Here is an 18771-nt window from a genome sequence, read left to right as displayed (position 1 = left end):
GTGTAAAACACGAACAAATCTGCCAATCAACCACTGCGCTGAGATGTTGACACTAACTTTGAGAAGCGGTGCTGGGCTTTTTGCCCAGCCTCGTATGAGGAGGCTCTATGGGGCACAAATATAAAAAGTATAAGAAATATGGTAAAAATAATTCAGGACTTGTGGCCCTCCTTGTTTTATTGGCAATCGGTTTTGTCATGAGTTTCTGGTATATCTTATTGCCCATTGGGCTCTTAATTGGCTATTTTTACAAGAGAGAGGCTATCCAGCGTTTTTTGAATGGAGATTCTATAAAACGCTTGCAGGTATTAGCGCTATCTATTCGTTCGGGCTATGAAAAGCATCAAGAGCTCTTGGTGGAAAAGGGTGAGGATAAGGTTGTGTTACAGTTGCGAAGCAGACTGTTAGGACAATTATTTGAATTAGATCAGCTCTATCAAAAAGTTGGAAAATATCTGAATGGATATGAAAGTAAAGAAGTTGTAGATACCTTGCAACTAAAATATCATTTAAAACTGCCAGAAGCTAAAACAGAAAATAATACTGACACACAGGTTTCTACTGGTGGTAATGCTGTGATGGATGAACAAGGCATGATAGCGGATTTAGCTCCTGAAATTCTAGAAACCTATTGTAATATTCAAAGAGACAATCTTGTTATTCTTGAAAAGCTGGAAAAGGCGACAGATAAGCGGGAAGAATTGACAGCTATCCATGAGGCCAATATGAATCGGTTTAACGATATTTTACAGGGTTATTTGAAAATCAAAAAATCACCGAAAGATTATTTTAACGCAGAAGAACGGTTGGTGCAGGCAAAATCAGCCATGGAAATGTTTGATAAGGATTTGGATGATACCATCAAACAATTTAACGAAGCGGATATGAAAGATTTTGAAGTCAGTCTGCGTATGATGAAAAGAGAAGAGGAATAGAGAAGATGTCAGGATTTAATTTCGATATTGATCAGATTGCTAATAATAGTTTATCAACCAAAGATAAGACAACAGAGCTTATTCAAGCGACTCCGACTGAAGATAATTCAAAAGTGTCTTTCTTGGCACAGTTGACACCGGAACAACAAACAGGTATTCGTGCCAAGGTTCCCCAATTAGTGGATAATTTCTTAGCTAATCAAAATGCCCTCTTGGATTTTGGTAAGGAAGCGGTAGAAGAAGTCAATGCCACGGTCAATCATATTTTGTCAGAACAGAAGAAGATTGAAATTCCGCAGGTGGATGAGCTTTTGGCCGATACCAACCGTGAATTGAATGGTTTTGTGGCTAAGTATAAGGACATTTCCACAACTGCTGAATTAGAAAAGAAACCAGGTTTCTTCCAGCGCTTGTTTAAGCAGACCAAAAATGATTTGCAGGAATTTTATTTTGATTCGCAGACCATTGAAAAGAAAATGGATAGCATGGCAGCCAGTGTGGTCAAGCAGGAAGAGGTGTTGGCGCGCAATATTGTTTCTGCAGAGCTTTTGATTGAAAATAATACCAAGTCTATCGAGAATTTGGTTGGGGTCATCGCCTTTATTGAAGCGACTGGTCAGGAAGCTGCAGAGCGTGCAAAATTGGCACAAGAGAACCTCGCAACTTTAGTACCGACTACAGTCGATTATCAAGTAGCTTCTGAGAAGTTGGCACGTGTAACAGAGGTTGCTAATATCCTCGAACAACAACATTCTGAGTATATGAGTCGCTTATATGTCGCGTGGACAACGACACCGCAGATGCGTAATCTGGTCAAGGTTTCTTCGGATATGAAACAGCGCCTTGGGATGTTACGTCGCAATACTATTCCAACAATGAAATTATCCATTGCACAGTTGGGCATCTTACAACAATCTATCAAGTCTAGCCAGACGGCAGATGCGATTGTCAATGCTAATAATGCAGCTTTGCAGATGCTAGCTGATACATCAAAAGAGGCTATTCCGATGATGGAACGGACAGCTCAAAATCCGACCCTTTCAGTAGCATCTGTTACCAAATTGGCAGAAAGTTTGGTTGCCCAAAATAATGGCATTATTGCAGCTATAGATGAGGGGCGTCAGAAACGTCGGGAGTTGGAAGCAGCTATTGTACGGTCAGCAGAGACTATCAATGATTCTGTTAAGCTACGCGATCAAAAAATCATTGCTGCTTTGCTGGAGCAAGGCAAAGAAGCACAGTCTGAGGCAGAGCAACCACTTGAAACCAATCAATAATATAAAACCTGCAGTTCAGCGAAACTGCAGGTTTGTTTAATGGCGTTCTATTGGTTTTTTATCTCGATCTAAAGTAAATCCCTCACCGAGTACTTCATGTGCGTCTGTAATGGTGATAAATGCGTGGGGGTCAATGCGATGAATAAGCTCCTTCATCTCTTGGAGTTGGCTCTTGTATATGACCGAGTAAATCATGTTGACATCGGCTTTGCTGTAGAAACCTTGTGCTTTGATAAAGGTGACACCACGCTCGATTTCACAATCAATAGCCTGAGCCAATTGGTTAGATTTTTGAGAAACAATCATAACACCCTTGCTACCATATCCGCCCTCCGTGACAAAATCAATAACCTTGGAAGCAATAGCAACCATCATTAAAGTATATAGAACTGTTCGGAGGTCTTTAAAAACAATAACAATCAGAGTTAGGATGAGGATGTCAACTGCAAGAATGATTTGCCCAATGGAGTAAGGTAGGAATTTATGACCTATACGAGCAATAATATCGCTTCCCCCAGTCGTTCCGCCAGCACGGAAGATGGTTCCTAATCCTAGTCCCATAAGAATCCCACCAAGGATACTAACGAGTATCAAATCTTGTTGTAGATTGATTGAAAAATGGATTTTTTCAAAAATGGCCAACCAAAAGGTAACGCTAAAGGTTCCCAAGATACTGAGATAGAGAGTCTTCTTACCGAGTATTTTCCACCCGAGGATGAACAATGGAATATTAATCACAATGTTCATTATCCAAGGTTGAATATGAAAAAGGTAGTAAATAATCAGCGTCAATCCAGTTGCGCCACCCTCGAATAGACGATTGGGCATGATTAAATAATTTAGCCCAAAGGCAAATAGCCCTGCACCAAGCAAAATAAGTAAAATATTTTTCAAACGAACCATAAGCACCTCCGAATATGTGTATATATCAATTTTAAAAGATTTTCTCCATAAAAACAAGTCAATTTTCAAGTGATTTTTTGACTAATTTTTGGTAAAATGGAATGAATATCTAAGAACCAGTCTTCACAAGTGAAGTGCTGGACTGTGCATACTGGTACTAAGAGCGAGGGAAAGATGAGAAACGGTTTTTTTATTACATTTGAAGGTCCAGATGGGGCAGGGAAAACAACGGTATTGCAACAGTTATTACCAGCCTTGCAGGAATTGGGGCCAGAAGTAGTCACAACTAGAGAGCCAGGTGGGGTGGCTATTGCAGAAGAAATTCGCAATATTATTCTGAATCCTGCAAATACAGCGATGGATGATAAGACGGAGCTGTTATTGTTCATTGCAGCACGACGTCAGCATTTGAAAGAAAAGATTCTTCCACCCTTGGCACAGGGGAAATTGCTCTTGATTGATCGTTTTATTGATTCCTCTATTGCCTATCAAGGATTTGGACGGGGTTTGGATATAGATGACATTCATTGGCTCAACCAGTTTGCAACAGATGGTTTAAAACCAGATTTAACCCTCTATTTTGATATTGATACAGAAGAGGGGCTGGCTCGAATTGCCCGCAATGCTGACCGTGATGTGGATCGCTTGGATATGGAAAAAGCAGATATGCATAGACGGGTGCGTCAAGGCTATCTTAGTATTTTAGAGCAGGAACCAGAGCGGTTTGTAAAGATTGATGCCAGTCAGCCACTAGAGGCTGTTGTTGCAGATGCTCTGGCGGTCATTAGGAAACGGTTTGCAGAAAGAACATGAAGATTGAAGAACTTAGAAACTTACAACCCAATGTATTTCAACGCTTTGTGACAATTTTAGAGCAGAGACGTTTGGCGCATGCCTATCTATTTTCAGGTGACTTTGCTAGTTTTGATATGGCAATTTTTCTCAGTCAATCGTTATTTTGTCAGGAGAAAGAAGGCGTCCTTCCTTGTCAGAAGTGTCGGTCTTGTCGTCTAATTGAAGCAAATGAGTTTTCAGATCTTACTGTTATTGCACCGCAGGGAAATGTTATCAAAACAGATACGATACGTGAATTAGTTAAGAATTTTTCACAATCTGGATTTGAATCCAATAAGCAGGTTTTCATTATTCGTGATGCTGAGAAGATGCATGCTAACGCAGCCAACTCTTTGCTAAAAGTGATTGAAGAACCTCAGTCAGCCATTCATATCTTCTTATTGACCAATCAGGAAGAAGCTGTCCTTCCTACTATCAAGAGTCGGACACAGATTATAGGTTTTCCTAAAAATATTCCGGCCATGGAGCGAATGTTAGAAGAGGAGGGCTTGTTAAAAACACAAGCGAATCTCTTAGCTCAACTGGTTTCAAGTCAAGAAGAAGCGAAAAAGTTAGCAGAAAATAAAAACTTTTTAGATTTGATGGGACAGGCAAAGAAATTTACAGACTTGCTCTTGGTAGAGCCTACACGTGCTTATTTGCAAGTTGGAATCCTAGTGTCTTTAGCTGTGGAAAAAGCTGAGCAGGGGCGTTTGTTTGACCTTCTGAGTCTGATATTATCTGAGAAAATGATGGAATCGGCAAACGTACGTGAAAAAATGGATGCTGTTCTTAAGGCTAAGAAGATGTGGCAGGCAAACGTAAGTCTACAAAATAGTCTAGAGTATATAACTCTGTAAAATAAAAGAAAGGGAGATAATGGATAAAAAAGAAATTTTTGATGCCCTAGATGATTTTTCGCAGAATCTTCTAACCACGTTGGCAGAAGTGGATGCTATCAAAAAGCATTTGCAGGGAGTTATTGATGAAAATACGACCCTCCGCTTGGAAAATTCCAAGTTGCGCGAACGTTTGGAAAAAGATGATAAGACAGGCCATAAATCTTCCAACTTTGGTAAGGAGAATTTGGAGAATATTTACGAAGATGGTTTCCATATTTGTACCTTCTCTTATGGTCAACGTAGGGATAATGATGAACCTTGTATGTTCTGTGTAGAATTATTGAATCGAGATTAGGATGAAAGTACAAAAATCATTTAAGGGACAGACGAGTTTTGGGACTTTATATCTGGTGCCAACACCTATTGGAAACTTACAGGATATGACATTTCGAGCTGTTCAGATTTTGAAAGAAGTGGATATAATTGCAGCGGAAGATACGAGAAATACAGGCCTCCTACTCAAACATTTTGAAGTAGAAACCAAGCAAATATCCTTTCATGAACACAATGCCCATGAAAAAATTCCAGTTTTGATTGATTGGCTCAAATCTGGTCAGTCCATTGCGCAAGTTTCTGATGCAGGCTTGCCTTCCATTTCGGATCCTGGTCATGACCTTGTAGGGGCAGCGATTGCGGAAGATATTCCTGTTGTAGCACTTCCAGGAGCATCGGCAGGAATTACAGCCTTGATTGCATCTGGTTTGGCACCCCAGCCACATATTTTTTATGGATTTTTACCGAGAAAATCAGGGCAGCAAAAAGAATTTTTCCAAGAAAAAAAGACCTATCCTGAGACGCAGATTTTCTATGAATCTCCATATCGTGTGGCAGATACCTTAGAAAATATGTTGACAGTTTATGGTGACCGTCAGGTAACAGTTGTTCGAGAATTGACCAAGTTATACGAAGAATACCAGAGAGGAAGCATTTCCGAATTACTAGAGTATTTGGAAGAAAATCCACTTAAGGGAGAATGCTTGATTATTGTCGAGGGTGCCGGTGAGAAAGTCTATCCTTCTGCTGATGAAGTGGACTTGAAGGCTGAGGTAGAAAGGGAAATTGCAAGTGGCATAAAACCTAATCAGGCTATCAAAGAAGTGGCCAAACGCTACCAACTCAAAAAACAAGAAGTATACGATGTTTATCATGGACTAGGCTAATGCTTGGTCTTTTTGGTTTTTAGGTATTTTCCGTACCTTTTCTGAGAACTCAGCATATTTTATGGAATTGTCTGAATATTTGTGATACAATGAACAGACTAACTTAATGGAGGGATTTTATGACAATCTACAACTTCTCTGCAGGTCCTGCAGTATTGCCAAAACCAGTACTTGAACGCGCCCAAGCTGAATTCTTGGACTACAATGGTTCGGGAATGAGTGTTTTGGAGATGTCGCATCGCTCCAAGGACTTCGATGATATTATTAAAGGTGCTGAAGCAACGCTTCGTGAATTGATGGCCATTCCAGATAACTACAAGGTGTTGTTCTTACAAGGTGGAGCATCTTTGGAATTTACCATGATTCCTCTCAACTTTGCCCAAGGTAAAAAAGCCTACTATCTTGTCGGTGGCTCATGGGGTAAAAAAGCCTATACTGAGGCTGTGAAGCTGTCTAAAACAATTGCCTTTGAACCAATCCTGCTTGGCTCTACAGAAGATATCACTTATGCAGAATTGCCAACCTTTGATAAAAACGATATCGATCCAAACGCTGCCTATGTGCATTTGACAACCAACAATACCATTGAAGGTACAGCTGTCTATGACATTCCAGATACCAACGGTGTGCCAGTCATTGCTGATATGTCTTCAAACATCTTGGCGGCTCGCTACAATGTGGAAGATTTTGCCATGATTTATGCTGGTGCACAGAAGAACATTGGTCCAGCTGGTGTGACGGTGGTGATTGTTCGTGAGGACTTCCTCAATGATCAACCAATGCTTTCAAGCATGTTGGACTACCGCATTCAAGCAGAAAATGAATCACTTTACAATACACCACCAGCTTATTCTATCTATATTTCTAAACTCGTCTTTGAATGGGTAAAAGAAATCGGTGGTGTCGATGAGATGGAGAAAATCAACCGTGAAAAGTCTGGTTTGCTTTATGACTATATCGACCAGTCTAATTTCTATACAAACCCTGTTCGTAAAAAAGAAGAGCGTTCAGTAGCGAACATTCCTTTTGTCTCACCAAGTGAAGAATTAGATGCTAAATTTGTCAAAGAAGCAACAGCAGCAGGCTTCAAGAACATCAAGGGACACCGTTCTGTTGGCGGTATGCGAGCGTCACTCTACAATGCCTTCCCACGCCAAGGTGTGGTTGATTTGATTGACTTTATGAAAAAATTTGCAGCGGAGAATGTTTAATGGAAATTAGATTAGCACATCCCAATGAGCTGGAGGCTATTGTCAATATTCTTGAAGATGCTCGTGCATTTCTAGCAACCTCCGGTATCAATCAATGGCAGGGAGAGTATCCAAATAAAGAGGATATCTTTGATGACATTCTTTCTGGCAGAGGTTACGTTGGTCTAGTTGACGGTAAGGTGGCAGCTTATGCCGCCGTTCATCGTGGTCAAGAAGCAGAATATGAGGCCATATATGAAGGAAAATGGCAGCACAATCATCCTGTATATACAACATTTCATAGAATTGCAGCAGCTGACGAATTTCGTGGTCAAGGAATCATACAAACTTTTTTGCAAGGTTTAATTGAAGGTCAAAAAGGACCGGATTTCCGCTGTGATACCCACGAGCAGAATAAGACAATGCAGCACATTCTAAAAAAATTAGGCTATGTCTATTGTGGTAAAGTCCCAATAGATGGAGAACGTCTAGCCTATCAAAAAATCAAGCATAATAGCGAGCGCAGTCTTTACCAGGAAATCAGTGAAGACGACCGTTGGTTACTCGGAAATAATTAATGAAATAAAGAAAGAAAAGGATCGGGCAAAAGCTTCATATCACTTCTTAAGATTCGGGTCAACATCTCAGCGCAGTGGTTGATTGGCAGATTTGTTCGTGTTTTACACTCCAAATCTGACCTAATCAACTGTGCGGGGGTGGGAAGACGAACTCTTCTAGGAGTGGTTGAGTTCTTTCCCACTCCCCTTTTTAGGTAAAAATAAATGGTATTTAGCGTACGTACTTTTAACAATATTAACCAAGTTGGTTTGAAGGAATTGGGCAATAAATTCCAGATTGACGGAGATCATGCAGCAAATCCAGATGCCTTTATCATCCGTTCTGAAAACTTGCATGGATTTGATTTTCCAGAAAATCTGAAAGCCATTGCACGTGCGGGAGCAGGGACCAATAATATCCCAATCGAAGAAGCTACTGAGAAAGGGATCGTGGTCTTCAATACTCCAGGAGCCAATGCAAATGCCGTAAAAGAAGCGGTTATTGCCTCTATCCTATTGTCTGCCCGTGACTATATCGGAGCGACAGCTTGGGCAAATACATTGTCAGGAGATGATGTACCTAAGCAGGTTGAAGCAGGTAAGAAGCAGTTTGCTGGGACAGAAATTTCAGGTAAGACTCTTGGTGTTATTGGACTTGGTGCCATCGGTGCCCGTATTGCTAATGATGCTCGCCGTCTGGGAATGAATGTGCTCGGTTACGACCCTTATGTATCAGTAGAAACTGCATGGACCATTTCAAGTCATGTCAAACGTGTGGATGATTTGAAAGAAATCTTTAGCAACGCTGACTATATCACAGTCCATGTTCCTTTGACAGACAAGACCCGTGATTTGTTCAATGCGGACAGTTTTGGCCAAATGAAGAAAGGCACAACCTTGATTAACTTCGCCCGCGGTGAGTTGGTCAATAACGCTGACCTGTTTGAAGCTATCGAAGCAGGAGTTATCAAGAACTATATCACGGATTTTGGGACAGAAGAAGTGCTCAACAAGGACAACATTATCGTCTTCCCGCACGTTGGTGGGTCAACAGAAGAAGCGGAGCTCAACTGTGCCATTGCGGCTGGTCAGACCATTCGTCGTTTTATGGAGACTGGTGAAATCATCAACTCAGTTAACTTCCCAAATGTGAAACAGTTCTTGGATGCTCCCTATCGGATTACTCTCATCAACAAAAACATTCCAAACATGGTGGCAAAAATCACCACTGCCGTGTCTGAATTGGGCATCAACATTGACAACATTATCAATAAGTCTAAAGGTGACTATGCTTATACCTTGCTGGATTTGGATGAGGCAGATAAGAGTAAAATTGACGCTTTGGTTGCTAATTTTGAAGCAACGGATGCTATTGTCAAGGTTCGTGTTATCAAAAATAAAAATTAGGTATGTATGTAAAAACAATCTACCAGAGTCCGCTAGGGGCAATGTCCCTAGTGGCCGGTGATAAAGGCTTGCGCGGAGCCTGGTTTGAGGACCAAAAGTATTTTGAACGAGGACTAACTGAAGAACCAGTTCTAGGCTCGCACCCTATTTTAGACCAGACCAGTCTCTTGCTGGATGCTTATTTTTCAGGTGAGGAGGTGGATTTTACTAGCCTGCCTCTTGAAGCTATTGGGACTGAATTTCAGGAAAAAGTCTGGGCTTTATTGAAAGAAATCCCTCATGGTCAGACGACTAGCTATGGGCAACTTGCCCAGCAACTGGACATTCGTTCTGGTCAGGCAGTAGGAGGAGCAGTTGGGCGCAATCCTTATTCTATTATTGTTCCTTGTCACCGAGTTCTCAATCAAAAAGGGCAGTTGACAGGCTATGCGGGAGGACTGGATAAGAAAATCTGGCTCTTGCGACATGAGAATCCAGAATTTGAGGTGAAAGATGATTTTATTTTATGAGTATCCAAAATGTTCGACTTGTCGGGCAGCAAAAGCAGAGCTGAACAGTTTGGGCTTGGAATTTGAAGCTATTGACATTAAGTTAACACCGCCTAGTGCTGAAGAGCTCAAATCTTGGATGGAAGCAACAGGTTTAGACTTGAAAAAGTATTTCAATACTTCAGGAAATAGTTATCGCGAACTTGGTCTGAAGGATAAATTTGAAAGTTTGACGGTGGATCAAGCATTAGACTTATTAGCTAATGATGGCATGCTGATTAAGCGTCCATTACTTATTCAAGATGGAAAAATCTTACAGATTGGCTATCGCACAAAATATGAAAATCTCGGCTTATAAGGTCGGGATTTTTTATTGACTATAAAAGTCTAAATAAAAGGTAATAGTTACCAATCATGAAATGAGTATAAATATACATAATATACATATATGAAAACGATATATATTTGTATGGTCAAAATCAAGAAAATTTCAAAAACTTTTTCAGGACTCTCTGCAAAACTGCTGAAAAAATCGCGTTTGCATATATATATATATATAACAGTGAAATTTGTTTGTTTTTTGCCGTAAACTACTTTTATTTTTTAAAAAAATTTAGTATAATATTGCTGAAATAACAACGTAATAAAGAATAATTATGCATATAAGTATATGAAATGGAGTAAAGTTATGAAAAAGGTAAGATACTTTCTTAGTTCTTTCTTATTACTTGTTCTATGTCTAGATATTATTCGGCTACCGATAACAATTTTTTCGGAATCAGTTAGTGCTACAACGCCACTAACCATTCGGACTAAGTATCTAGAACATCTGAAGGAAGATGGTCAAAAGCTGGCCATTAAGCTAGATACCAGTCAAAAGCAGCTCGATAGGCTAGATGTGATTATCCAGATTGAAGAGGGAGTAGACATCAGCAAGGGGCTTTCCTTGGTGCTCCAGAATGAGCTGGAACTGGAAAGTCAGCTGGATGAGCAAGGGTTTCCAAAGGAAATACTTCCACTAGGTTTTGTCAAGGACGAAGATTATCGTGAAGAAGATGTGCCCAAGGAATTTCCTGAGCAGGAAGTTGCCCCAACTGTTGCAACACAGGATTCTCTAGAAGAACCCTTGCCTGTATATGGTCTAGGCTATTACTCCATCAAAATCAAGCCAGAGCCTGAACGCCATATAGAATGGAAGGTAGATGAAGAGCAGCCTGAGCGGAGATACGAGGAAATTCTGCTACGCTTGAAGATAAAGAGTCCGCTACAAACTGGTCAATTTATGGCCGTTCTGGCATCAGATTATAAGACCATCTTAACAGAAGACTGGAAAACATTTGAAGAATTAGTCAATAGGAATAGTATAGAGATGGTGACTGATTCCGCAGCCTTCGATACCTCACAACCAGTCTCAGAAAAATCAGTTTCTGATACCGAGCAGCCAATTCCAGAAACTTCTGAATCTATTTCTGACAACACGCAGTCTAATCCTGTACCTGAAGGCGAAGAGGTGCTACAAGAAGAACAGGCTTTAGCCATTCAAACAGCTAATCTACGCTTGGTATTACGAGAACATGAAGAAGGTGTCTTGCAACCCAGCAAGCCCATCGCAGGTGCGGAGTTTTCTATGATAGCTGTAGGAAATTTTGAAAGCGTTCACAAAGGTCGTACAGATGAACAAGGAGTCTTGGAATGGCGAGATTTGCCCTTAGGTGAGTACCAGATCAGTCAATTGTCAACAGCTCAAGGTTACGAAGTAGAGAAACAGCTGCCAGTCATTCAGTTGCAAGAAAGTGATGAAGAAAAAGTAATTCATGTTACCAATGCCAAAAAGAATGAATTGGAAGGACAGGTTGGTAGCATGCTCCGCTCTGCTCGGACTAGGAGAGCTGTCACAGAAACAACGTCAAATAGCACAACGACTGTTATCAATAATCCAAATGGAACAACGACTACTGTTACACGAGAAGAAGAGATTACAAAATACATTTTTGATACGATTCGGATTGAGATTCCGGGGGTAACACGTCATTTTAGACAGGGAGGAGATTTACGCAAGAAGGAAATTCAGGTTACCTCTACTGGTGAAAAGAAGATTATTTGGGAATATATTACAACCGTTACTGGAGCAAGTGATAGATATATCAAACAAATTGCAAATACTTTCATGGCACCGGTTGACTCAGGACTTGGAACACCTAAGATTACATCTATCGTCTACAACCAAGGACAATCAATTGAAAATCCTGAGACGAGTCGGTATAGTGATTCTGGTAGATTTAATTCTGTTACAAATCAGTTGCCGATTCAAGATGGCACATATGTGTACACCATTGAAACACCGATTCTTCTTCCAAGTGAGAACTACACACTGGATTATTATTCGGATGTTAAGGTGCAAGCGCCGATACGTTCCCGTCTGACACAAAATGGAAAAACAATTGTATTGACTAGGGAGGAGGAGCGGAACATTAAAAGTGCAGGTAGTTTGACCTTGCCAAGTGACCCCGCCACCTCACCTTATGATACACCTAAATTATCAGATACCATTCGAGTGAATGGTCGCTATCGCGAGTCTAGTAATAATGTGATTGAGTGGTATACCTCTCGTCTCAACACAACGGATAGTGTGCAAACTTTTACATTTGATGTTGCTGAAGATAAGAATACGCAGGCAGTTCACTCAAAGATTGTTTATGTCTACGAACCGACCGATGGGGGAAATTATAGGCTAAAGAGTAAGCAAACAGTTGATAAAACGCAAAGTCAAATCACCGTAAATGATGTTCCAGTAGGTGGTATCGCTGCTGTTGAAACAATCACCAATGTGACAAATGAAAAAGCCAATCATACGATTACAGGTGCATCGCTAGAAGCTCTAAAAGGTGATATTACAATACAGAAAAAATGGGCAACTGGTACGGAGAAGACCGCTGTCACTTTTTCTGTCAATGGTGGAAGTTATAGAAACCATAAAGTAACCTTGCAAGCGAATCAGACACAGGTAACCGTTCCAAATGTCGAAAAGTTTTCTGGAACAGGCAGTACTGCCACAAAAACACGAATATACTATGAAGTGACCGAGGATGTTCCAGTGGGCTATGCGCTTTCTACTGCACAGATGGATTGGAAAAATTTGCAGTATGTCTTTACGAATAAAAAGGATACTAGCAATCCTGTAACACCTACGCCACCAGGTTCTTGTGAATCATACGGTGTCACACGTGTTGAGCCAGTCAATATCAACTGGTTGATTTGGCAGCGTGGTAGTAATAGATGGGGAGGATTCCACGGGTCGCTAAAATTCTACTTCAAATTACCAGCTTTTGCTAAAGAAGGCGATAGCTTTACGATTGAATTGCCAAGAGAATTAAAACTTGAACACTTAGCAAATCCATCTGTCGAATGGACACCTGTTTATAAATCAGGTACAAATGAAATCCTTGCTCGGACCTACCATGTAGAAGATAGAAAATTAAAATTTGTTCTGACATCTGCTGCTTACTCTGTGACCGAATACAGTGGGTGGTTTGAAATTGGGAGTGACCAAAGTTCAGGTCTAGTCCAGATTAACAATGATAGGAACGTAGCTGGGAGAAAATATTTGACTGGTGTGCGTCCAGAAGTACCTGTCTGGTATTCTTTTGACCCTGAAAATCCAATCAATACACAGTCTAACATTGTAAATAAAAAGTTGAAGTATCAGACTAGCTACAAAGGTGGAAATTTTGACTGTAGTCACACGGTAATTGGTGACGGTACACTCAATGCGACTGAGAATGGTAGTGGTGGTCTACAAGGAAGTTTGCACCAATTTTCTTCCGTTCACAAACAAGTCATCAATCAGACAGCAGATTCTGTGACCTGGGAGTTGGTTTATAATGGAGGTAGAAAGGATATTTCCGGCAGTATTTTGGCAAACAAACGGAAGTTTTGGGATCGGATACATGTGAATACCCCCCTGTACGATGGCAATACCCATACAAGCATTCTTAAAGATTTAGAAATTTTTGTATCAGATGGGACTCCTGCAGATTCTTATGTTGAGTCAGATATGGCACAACTTAAATATAAAACAACCTCAAATAGTGGTGAGAATACAACATATCATTATGGAATTGATGGTACCAATATGGGACTGGCTGTCCTGTTGAAACGTGAGAATTGGGGAGATGACAATTTTGGTTTTCAGTCAAACTATGCACTTGAGTTTTACTATGAAGGAAGTGATTGGGGAAGGAAAGCAATCATCGTTCGTATAAAACAACGAAAAAATGGAAATACTACACTGAGAAATGCGGTCAATGTAAATTGGAATAGCCTAGTAATCAGTGGAAGTATGCAACCCGATAACTATTTTATTGCAGGAGATACGGTTGCTAATGGTGGTGCCTATCCGACAGATTGGTATGGCTTCCGACTTAAGAAAGTAGATCAGCAAAAACGTCCGTTAGAAGGCGCTGTCTTTACTCTCTACGACTCGAAACAGCGCCCTTATCAAACCATTCGTTCAAATGGACAAGGTATTCTTGAATTTACAAATATCTTAGGAGGAGAGTATACTTTCAAAGAAGTTGAAGCACCAGCGGGTTATACGCTAGATACGACAGTCCATAGATTGATTATTAGAAATTCAGAAAATATAACGATTGATGGACAATCCTATACAGCACAAGCACCGTTTGAAATTATAAACAAGAAAGATGCAAAACTCAGCCTCAAACTCAAGAAAAAAGATCTGGCAAATACTCCATTGAAAGGTGCTGTATTCCGCCTGAGAAAAACAGATGGTGATCAGCCATATGATGAGACGCTCGGAGACGCATTTGAATCAGACGAGTTCCTCTTCAATGAGTTGACAGTAGGGAACTACACGCTGGAGGAAGTAAGAGCACCTACAGGCTATCGTGGAATGGGGCAGATTAACTTAACGGTTTATGAAGAAAATGGAACGCTTAAACTTCGTAAACAGGCAGACACAGCTAACAGCCAGACCAGTACTCCTCAACTGACCAATGGTGTGGTGACTCTGGATATCTATAATCAACCGCTTGAACTAACGTTTACGAAGCAAAATACTCAGGGAGAACCATTGGAAAATGCAATCTTTGAATTGCGTCATATACACTCAACTGGCTTTACAGTTGTACGAACAAACCTCTTCTCTAAAACCAATGGACAATTTGTCCTGAAAGGTCTCTTGCCAAATACCACCTATGAACTGTGGGAAACTCGTGCACCAGATGGCTATGCAAAACCAACTCAAGCGGTGGCTCAGTTTACCGTAAATGAAGACGGAACGGTCCGCTTTGCTCGAGGCAGTTCGACTATCGTTAACTCTCCACCGAAATTTAAGGTTAAGATTGTAAAAATCGATGCGGAGACAGGACAACCGATTACGGAAGGCGTCAACGATACCGCCCCGCGTTTCACGGTGACAAATGCTACAGGAGAAACGCTTAATGGTCAAATTGCTAATCTGCAAAATGGTATGTATACATTCACAAATGGAAGCGGTGCTAATTCTGGATTTGAAGCAGGAACCTACTATCTTAAAGAAATCCGAGCACCGCAAGGGTATACACGACTGACAAACTTAATACCATTTACAATCCACTCAGATGGACGTGTAACAGTGAGTGAAGAGTTTGCGGACGGAATAGCCACCAGCGCAACATCTCCAGATACAGTACAAATCAATGTCAAAAACGACCGATTAAAAACCTTGCGTATTTCCAAACGCATCAAGGGCTTGGAAACGATACCAGCATTGATTCAAGGACAGATGACCTTTACATTGACAAAGGATAATGATGCAACCGCAGTACCAGCCGTCCAGACCCATGCTGCGAATGAAGACTTTGTCTTTAATAACCTGACCTACGGTTCGTACACCCTAGTCGAGACAGCGCCACCAGCAGGCTACATGGTGGAACCGATTGTTTATAAAGTTGCGGTCAGTCGAGCAGGAGTATCCCTTTATCGAACAAGTGACCAAGTGACACCGAGTCGAGTCGAAGGGGCGAGCCTGATCACATCTCCTGATTTGAGCAATATTCAGAGTGGTCCTGAGAGCAATGCCATTGATGGAAGTGAAACAACTTCTGTGACCTATTATAATTTCAATGGTCAGGGAAATACCATCCCAGTCGGTGCCTATCTAGGCGTTGACCTCCAAAGCGTCAAACGAGTTCGAAATGTTTTCTACTTACAAGGAAACCAGAGTAATGTAACGGATAGGATGAATCGCTATACAGTAGAATATTCTATTGATGGTGAGACCTACTACCCAATCACTTCATCAGCAACGGCTGAACGCTTTGAACAGTCTACCGACCTTCTCGCTCGTTACATTCGTGTGAGAAATGAAGAACAAGTCGTCAACAAATGGTATGCGGTTCGTGAGCTACGTATCACAGCACAAGAAGCGGAGTCCGTAAGTCTTCAAGGTGGGCTGGCATTCCCAATCGGAAATATCCAACATCCTGAGATTCAAATTGAGAAGCAGGACATGAATAACCGTATCATCCAACAAGCAGTGACGTTTAAGCTCTATAAAGTTCCAGATGATGCAACGTCACAAACGGTGACAAGCGCTCTGACAGATCAAAATCTTGTCCAAACCTTTACCTTAACAAATGGACAAGTTCGTCAGACCTTAGAAGCCAAGGTGCTCGGTCGCTATGCCCTTGTCGAAGGCGCACCGCCAACTGGCTATCGTGGTTTAGCTAGTCCAGTCTTACTAGACTTGCAGACACTACAGCAATCCCATAGCGGAAGCCAGATGAAGACAGTGACACGATTCAACCTCGTTGGAACAAATGATAAGGTTAGGATTGATACCAATACTGCAAATGTGCTGAAGTTCATCGTAAAAAATGAACCTCTGACCTATCGTCTCAAGATACTCAAACGAGATGTCAATAATGCGGCGACAGGCCTCAACGCTCGTTTCGAACTCTATGATGCAACGGGTACGAATGTTATCGAACGTGGAAATACCAGTCAGGACGGATTTAGCTTGACGTTCCCAAACCTGAGTCCGAATCGCTATGTCCTGAAAGAGACAGTGGCTCCTGCCAATTACAATTCGATAGCGCCGATTCATTTGACTATTGACCAAGCAGGGCAGCTGACTATCCAGTCAGGACCAAGTGACTTAATCGCTATTCAATCAGCAGATGACAGTCATCTTATCCAACTAACCATCAAGAATAGACCGTTTACGCCAGTGAGTATCCAGAAAGTAGATAAACGCAACAACGAAACAACCTTGACAGGAGTGCGGTTGCGGATTCAGGCTAAGAATGGCAATCAGATGCCACAATTTAGTGATCGAAACTGGCACGTAACGAACTATCAAGGTCGAGTGATTGACACTGAAAAGGCTCTTGAGTGGACGAGCTCGACTGCCGGAAATGCTGTCTTCCAGCTACCACAAGGAACCTATACCATCAGCGAACTCTCTGCACCAGCAGGTTACGAGCAACTACAGCCTTTCGATATCACTGTGGCAGAAGATGGTAGTGTCCAGCTTGCTCAGGGAACAAATCCTGAACAGGTTAGTCAGGGTCGAAAAGATGGTCGTATCAATATCAAACTCACCAACGTTTTCAAGCCTAAGATAAAGATTACCAAAGTCGACAGCCGTGATGCTAATCGTAAGCTTGCAGGTGCACGCTTCAAGCTATTTGGACCGAATGAAAATACGCAGATAGGTCAGGAAGTGACGACAGGCAGCAACGGTGAAATCACGCTACCAGGCTTGGAACCAGGTACCTACTATTTGCAAGAAAGCCAGCCTCCGACAGGTTATCAGGCCAACACTCGCAAATACCAAATTGTAATCGCTTCCGATGGCTCGGCTCAGATAAATAATGCTGATAATAAGATTGAGGTTGGAACCAGCCAAGATCAGGGTGCGGATAAAATTATTCCAATCACCGTAAAAAATGACCGAACACCGTTTACAGTCAAAATCCGTAAGCGTGATTATGATGATACCAGTAGAGGTCTGGATGCTCGCTTCCAACTCTACCGTAAAGATGGTGACCAAGAAGTACTACTTCCAGGTCTAGTCGGCAATACCTCTGGGGCAAATTCTGAGCTAATCCTTCCAAATCTCTTGCCGAACACCTATGTCTTGAAAGAGATAACGGCACCAGCTGGGAATTATGAAGCGATTCGTCCGATTCAATTTACCATCACGGAAGAAGGTGTTTTGCGGATTGATGTCAATGACCGTAATTTTGCCTCGGTAGAAAATAGTGGAAACAGTCAAGAGCTGGTCTTGCTGATTAAAAACATCAAGAAGTTCCGCCTGCGTATCAAAAAGCAAGATACGACCAATGGGCAAACCTTACTAGATGGTGCGAACTTTACGCTTTACAGGGCACGCGATCATAATGGAGGTAAACTGGAAGCGATCGCAAGTAAAGTAACTACCAATGGACTAGCCGACATTGCTGTTGGTCCAGGCTACTTTATCCTACAAGAAACCCAAGCACCAACAGGCTATGTCCTAAACGATAAGGAATACATCTTCCAAATCAATCACAACGGAACTGTTTTACTCCGTAACGGCGATGACATGACCTCGCTACAGCGGGCAGATAATGACCGTGTGGTTGTCTTTACCATGAAGAACCAGAGGAAGATAGGACAGTTTAAGCTGGCCAAGCGTGCCTATAGTGACAGCGACCGTCGTCTCGCTGCGGTGTTTGAACTGAAAGAAGAGAATGGTGCAACTCCTGTTGCTACCAAGACGACGAAGACTGAGGGAGAAGAAGTGGTGTTCGATAATCTCCGTGTCGGTCAGATTTACCAACTGAAAGAAACCCAAGCCCCTGAAGGCTATCAGCTCAATACGAAAGTTTACCGACTTCGTCTTACCGATAGTGGTCAAGTGGAACTCCTAGATGGAGATGACCTCTTGTCCCTAGATGATAGCAATAGGCAGTTGCTTACTGCTAAAAACCTGAAAAAAGGAGAGTATCCGAAGACAGGAGGTTTTGGAGTTCTACCATATATCACATTGGGAGGAGGGATGATGCTACTGGCTCTTGCCGTCGAGCTGGGGAAAGAGAGACGTTGGAAACGCATACGTAAATAGATAAAA

At 41.6% G+C, this 18771-nt stretch carries 13 protein-coding genes; 12 read left to right on the top strand and 1 reads right to left on the bottom strand.

The window, feature by feature from the left end:
* Nucleotides 1-107: 107 nt before the first annotated feature.
* Nucleotides 108-935, top strand: coding sequence for a hypothetical protein (locus SST111_RS04100; protein ID WP_099810118.1), 828 nt, complete (start codon nucleotides 108-110; stop codon nucleotides 933-935).
* A 5-nt stretch (nucleotides 936-940) separates the two neighbouring features.
* Nucleotides 941-2212: a toxic anion resistance protein gene (locus tag SST111_RS04095; RefSeq protein ID WP_099810117.1), complete on the top strand. Its 1272-nt coding sequence runs from the start codon at nucleotides 941-943 to the stop codon at nucleotides 2210-2212.
* A gap of 36 nt (nucleotides 2213-2248) precedes the next feature.
* On the opposite strand, the gene SST111_RS04090 is transcribed toward SST111_RS04095, so the two are convergent.
* Complete coding sequence (locus tag SST111_RS04090) at nucleotides 2249-3115, bottom strand: YitT family protein (RefSeq protein WP_044675901.1); 867 nt, start codon at nucleotides 3113-3115, stop codon at nucleotides 2249-2251.
* Between the two features lie 174 nt (nucleotides 3116-3289).
* On the opposite strand from SST111_RS04090, the gene tmk reads away from it, so the two are divergent.
* The 10 genes from tmk to SST111_RS04040 all read left to right on the top strand — a co-directional run bounded on the left by tmk (nucleotide 3290) and on the right by SST111_RS04040 (nucleotide 18765).
* Nucleotides 3290-3928 carry a dTMP kinase gene (gene tmk / locus SST111_RS04085; RefSeq protein WP_029177811.1) on the top strand — a complete coding sequence of 213 codons (639 nt, stop codon included), beginning with the start codon at nucleotides 3290-3292 and terminating at the stop codon, nucleotides 3926-3928.
* Nucleotides 3925-4809 carry a DNA polymerase III subunit delta' gene (locus SST111_RS04080; RefSeq protein WP_004298939.1) on the top strand — a complete coding sequence of 295 codons (885 nt, stop codon included), beginning with the start codon at nucleotides 3925-3927 and terminating at the stop codon, nucleotides 4807-4809. Before tmk ends, SST111_RS04080 begins: the two co-directional genes overlap by 4 nt.
* 19 nt (nucleotides 4810-4828) lie before the next feature.
* Nucleotides 4829-5146 carry a DNA replication initiation control protein YabA gene (gene yabA, locus SST111_RS04075; RefSeq protein WP_004298942.1) on the top strand — a complete coding sequence of 106 codons (318 nt, stop codon included), beginning with the start codon at nucleotides 4829-4831 and terminating at the stop codon, nucleotides 5144-5146.
* Nucleotide 5147: 1 nt separating this feature from the next.
* Nucleotides 5148-6011 carry a 16S rRNA (cytidine(1402)-2'-O)-methyltransferase gene (gene rsmI, locus SST111_RS04070; protein ID WP_029176197.1) on the top strand — a complete coding sequence of 288 codons (864 nt, stop codon included), beginning with the start codon at nucleotides 5148-5150 and terminating at the stop codon, nucleotides 6009-6011.
* A gap of 119 nt (nucleotides 6012-6130) precedes the next feature.
* The gene (serC, locus tag SST111_RS04065) at nucleotides 6131-7222 is read left to right on the top strand and encodes a 3-phosphoserine/phosphohydroxythreonine transaminase (RefSeq protein WP_029176198.1); all 1092 of its coding nucleotides are present in this window, start codon (nucleotides 6131-6133) and stop codon (nucleotides 7220-7222) included.
* Nucleotides 7222-7779, top strand: a complete 558-nt coding sequence (locus tag SST111_RS04060; RefSeq protein WP_029176199.1) for a GNAT family N-acetyltransferase — start codon at nucleotides 7222-7224, stop codon at nucleotides 7777-7779. Before serC ends, SST111_RS04060 begins: the two co-directional genes overlap by 1 nt.
* A 204-nt stretch (nucleotides 7780-7983) precedes the next feature.
* The gene (locus SST111_RS04055) at nucleotides 7984-9165 is read left to right on the top strand and encodes a phosphoglycerate dehydrogenase (protein WP_044759375.1); all 1182 of its coding nucleotides are present in this window, start codon (nucleotides 7984-7986) and stop codon (nucleotides 9163-9165) included.
* 2 nt (nucleotides 9166-9167) lie between these two features.
* Nucleotides 9168-9674, top strand: a complete 507-nt coding sequence (locus SST111_RS04050; RefSeq protein WP_099810116.1) for a methylated-DNA--[protein]-cysteine S-methyltransferase — start codon at nucleotides 9168-9170, stop codon at nucleotides 9672-9674.
* Nucleotides 9658-10011: an arsenate reductase family protein gene (locus tag SST111_RS04045; protein ID WP_099810115.1), complete on the top strand. Its 354-nt coding sequence runs from the start codon at nucleotides 9658-9660 to the stop codon at nucleotides 10009-10011. Before SST111_RS04050 ends, SST111_RS04045 begins: the two co-directional genes overlap by 17 nt.
* A gap of 330 nt (nucleotides 10012-10341) precedes the next feature.
* The gene (locus SST111_RS04040) at nucleotides 10342-18765 is read left to right on the top strand and encodes a SpaA isopeptide-forming pilin-related protein (RefSeq protein WP_180274024.1); all 8424 of its coding nucleotides are present in this window, start codon (nucleotides 10342-10344) and stop codon (nucleotides 18763-18765) included.
* The last annotated feature ends 6 nt before the right edge of the window (nucleotides 18766-18771 follow it).

Source organism: Streptococcus suis YS161 (assembly GCF_002760245.1).
In the GTDB taxonomy this organism is placed as follows: Bacteria; Bacillota; Bacilli; order Lactobacillales; family Streptococcaceae; genus Streptococcus; species Streptococcus suis_I.
The sequence above is the reverse complement of the archived record's forward strand: the minus strand, read 5'-3'. Positions and strand labels throughout refer to the sequence as shown.

Excerpts from the sequence above, each read along its gene's own strand:
- rsmI (WP_029176197.1), top strand. The coding sequence starts at position 5,148 with ATGAAAGTACAAAAATCATTTAAGGGACAGACGAGTTTTGGGACTTTA.
- yabA (WP_004298942.1), top strand. The coding sequence starts at position 4,829 with ATGGATAAAAAAGAAATTTTTGATGCCCTAGATGATTTTTCGCAGAAT.
- SST111_RS04045 (WP_099810115.1), top strand. The coding sequence starts at position 9,658 with ATGATTTTATTTTATGAGTATCCAAAATGTTCGACTTGTCGGGCAGCA.
- SST111_RS04050 (WP_099810116.1), top strand. The coding sequence starts at position 9,168 with ATGTATGTAAAAACAATCTACCAGAGTCCGCTAGGGGCAATGTCCCTA.
- SST111_RS04040 (WP_180274024.1), top strand. The coding sequence starts at position 10,342 with ATGAAAAAGGTAAGATACTTTCTTAGTTCTTTCTTATTACTTGTTCTA.
- SST111_RS04080 (WP_004298939.1), top strand. The coding sequence starts at position 3,925 with ATGAAGATTGAAGAACTTAGAAACTTACAACCCAATGTATTTCAACGC.
- SST111_RS04095 (WP_099810117.1), top strand. The coding sequence starts at position 941 with ATGTCAGGATTTAATTTCGATATTGATCAGATTGCTAATAATAGTTTA.
- SST111_RS04060 (WP_029176199.1), top strand. The coding sequence starts at position 7,222 with ATGGAAATTAGATTAGCACATCCCAATGAGCTGGAGGCTATTGTCAAT.
- tmk (WP_029177811.1), top strand. The coding sequence starts at position 3,290 with ATGAGAAACGGTTTTTTTATTACATTTGAAGGTCCAGATGGGGCAGGG.
- serC (WP_029176198.1), top strand. The coding sequence starts at position 6,131 with ATGACAATCTACAACTTCTCTGCAGGTCCTGCAGTATTGCCAAAACCA.
- SST111_RS04100 (WP_099810118.1), top strand. The coding sequence starts at position 108 with ATGGGGCACAAATATAAAAAGTATAAGAAATATGGTAAAAATAATTCA.
- SST111_RS04090 (WP_044675901.1), bottom strand. The coding sequence starts at position 3,115 with ATGGTTCGTTTGAAAAATATTTTACTTATTTTGCTTGGTGCAGGGCTA.
- SST111_RS04055 (WP_044759375.1), top strand. The coding sequence starts at position 7,984 with ATGGTATTTAGCGTACGTACTTTTAACAATATTAACCAAGTTGGTTTG.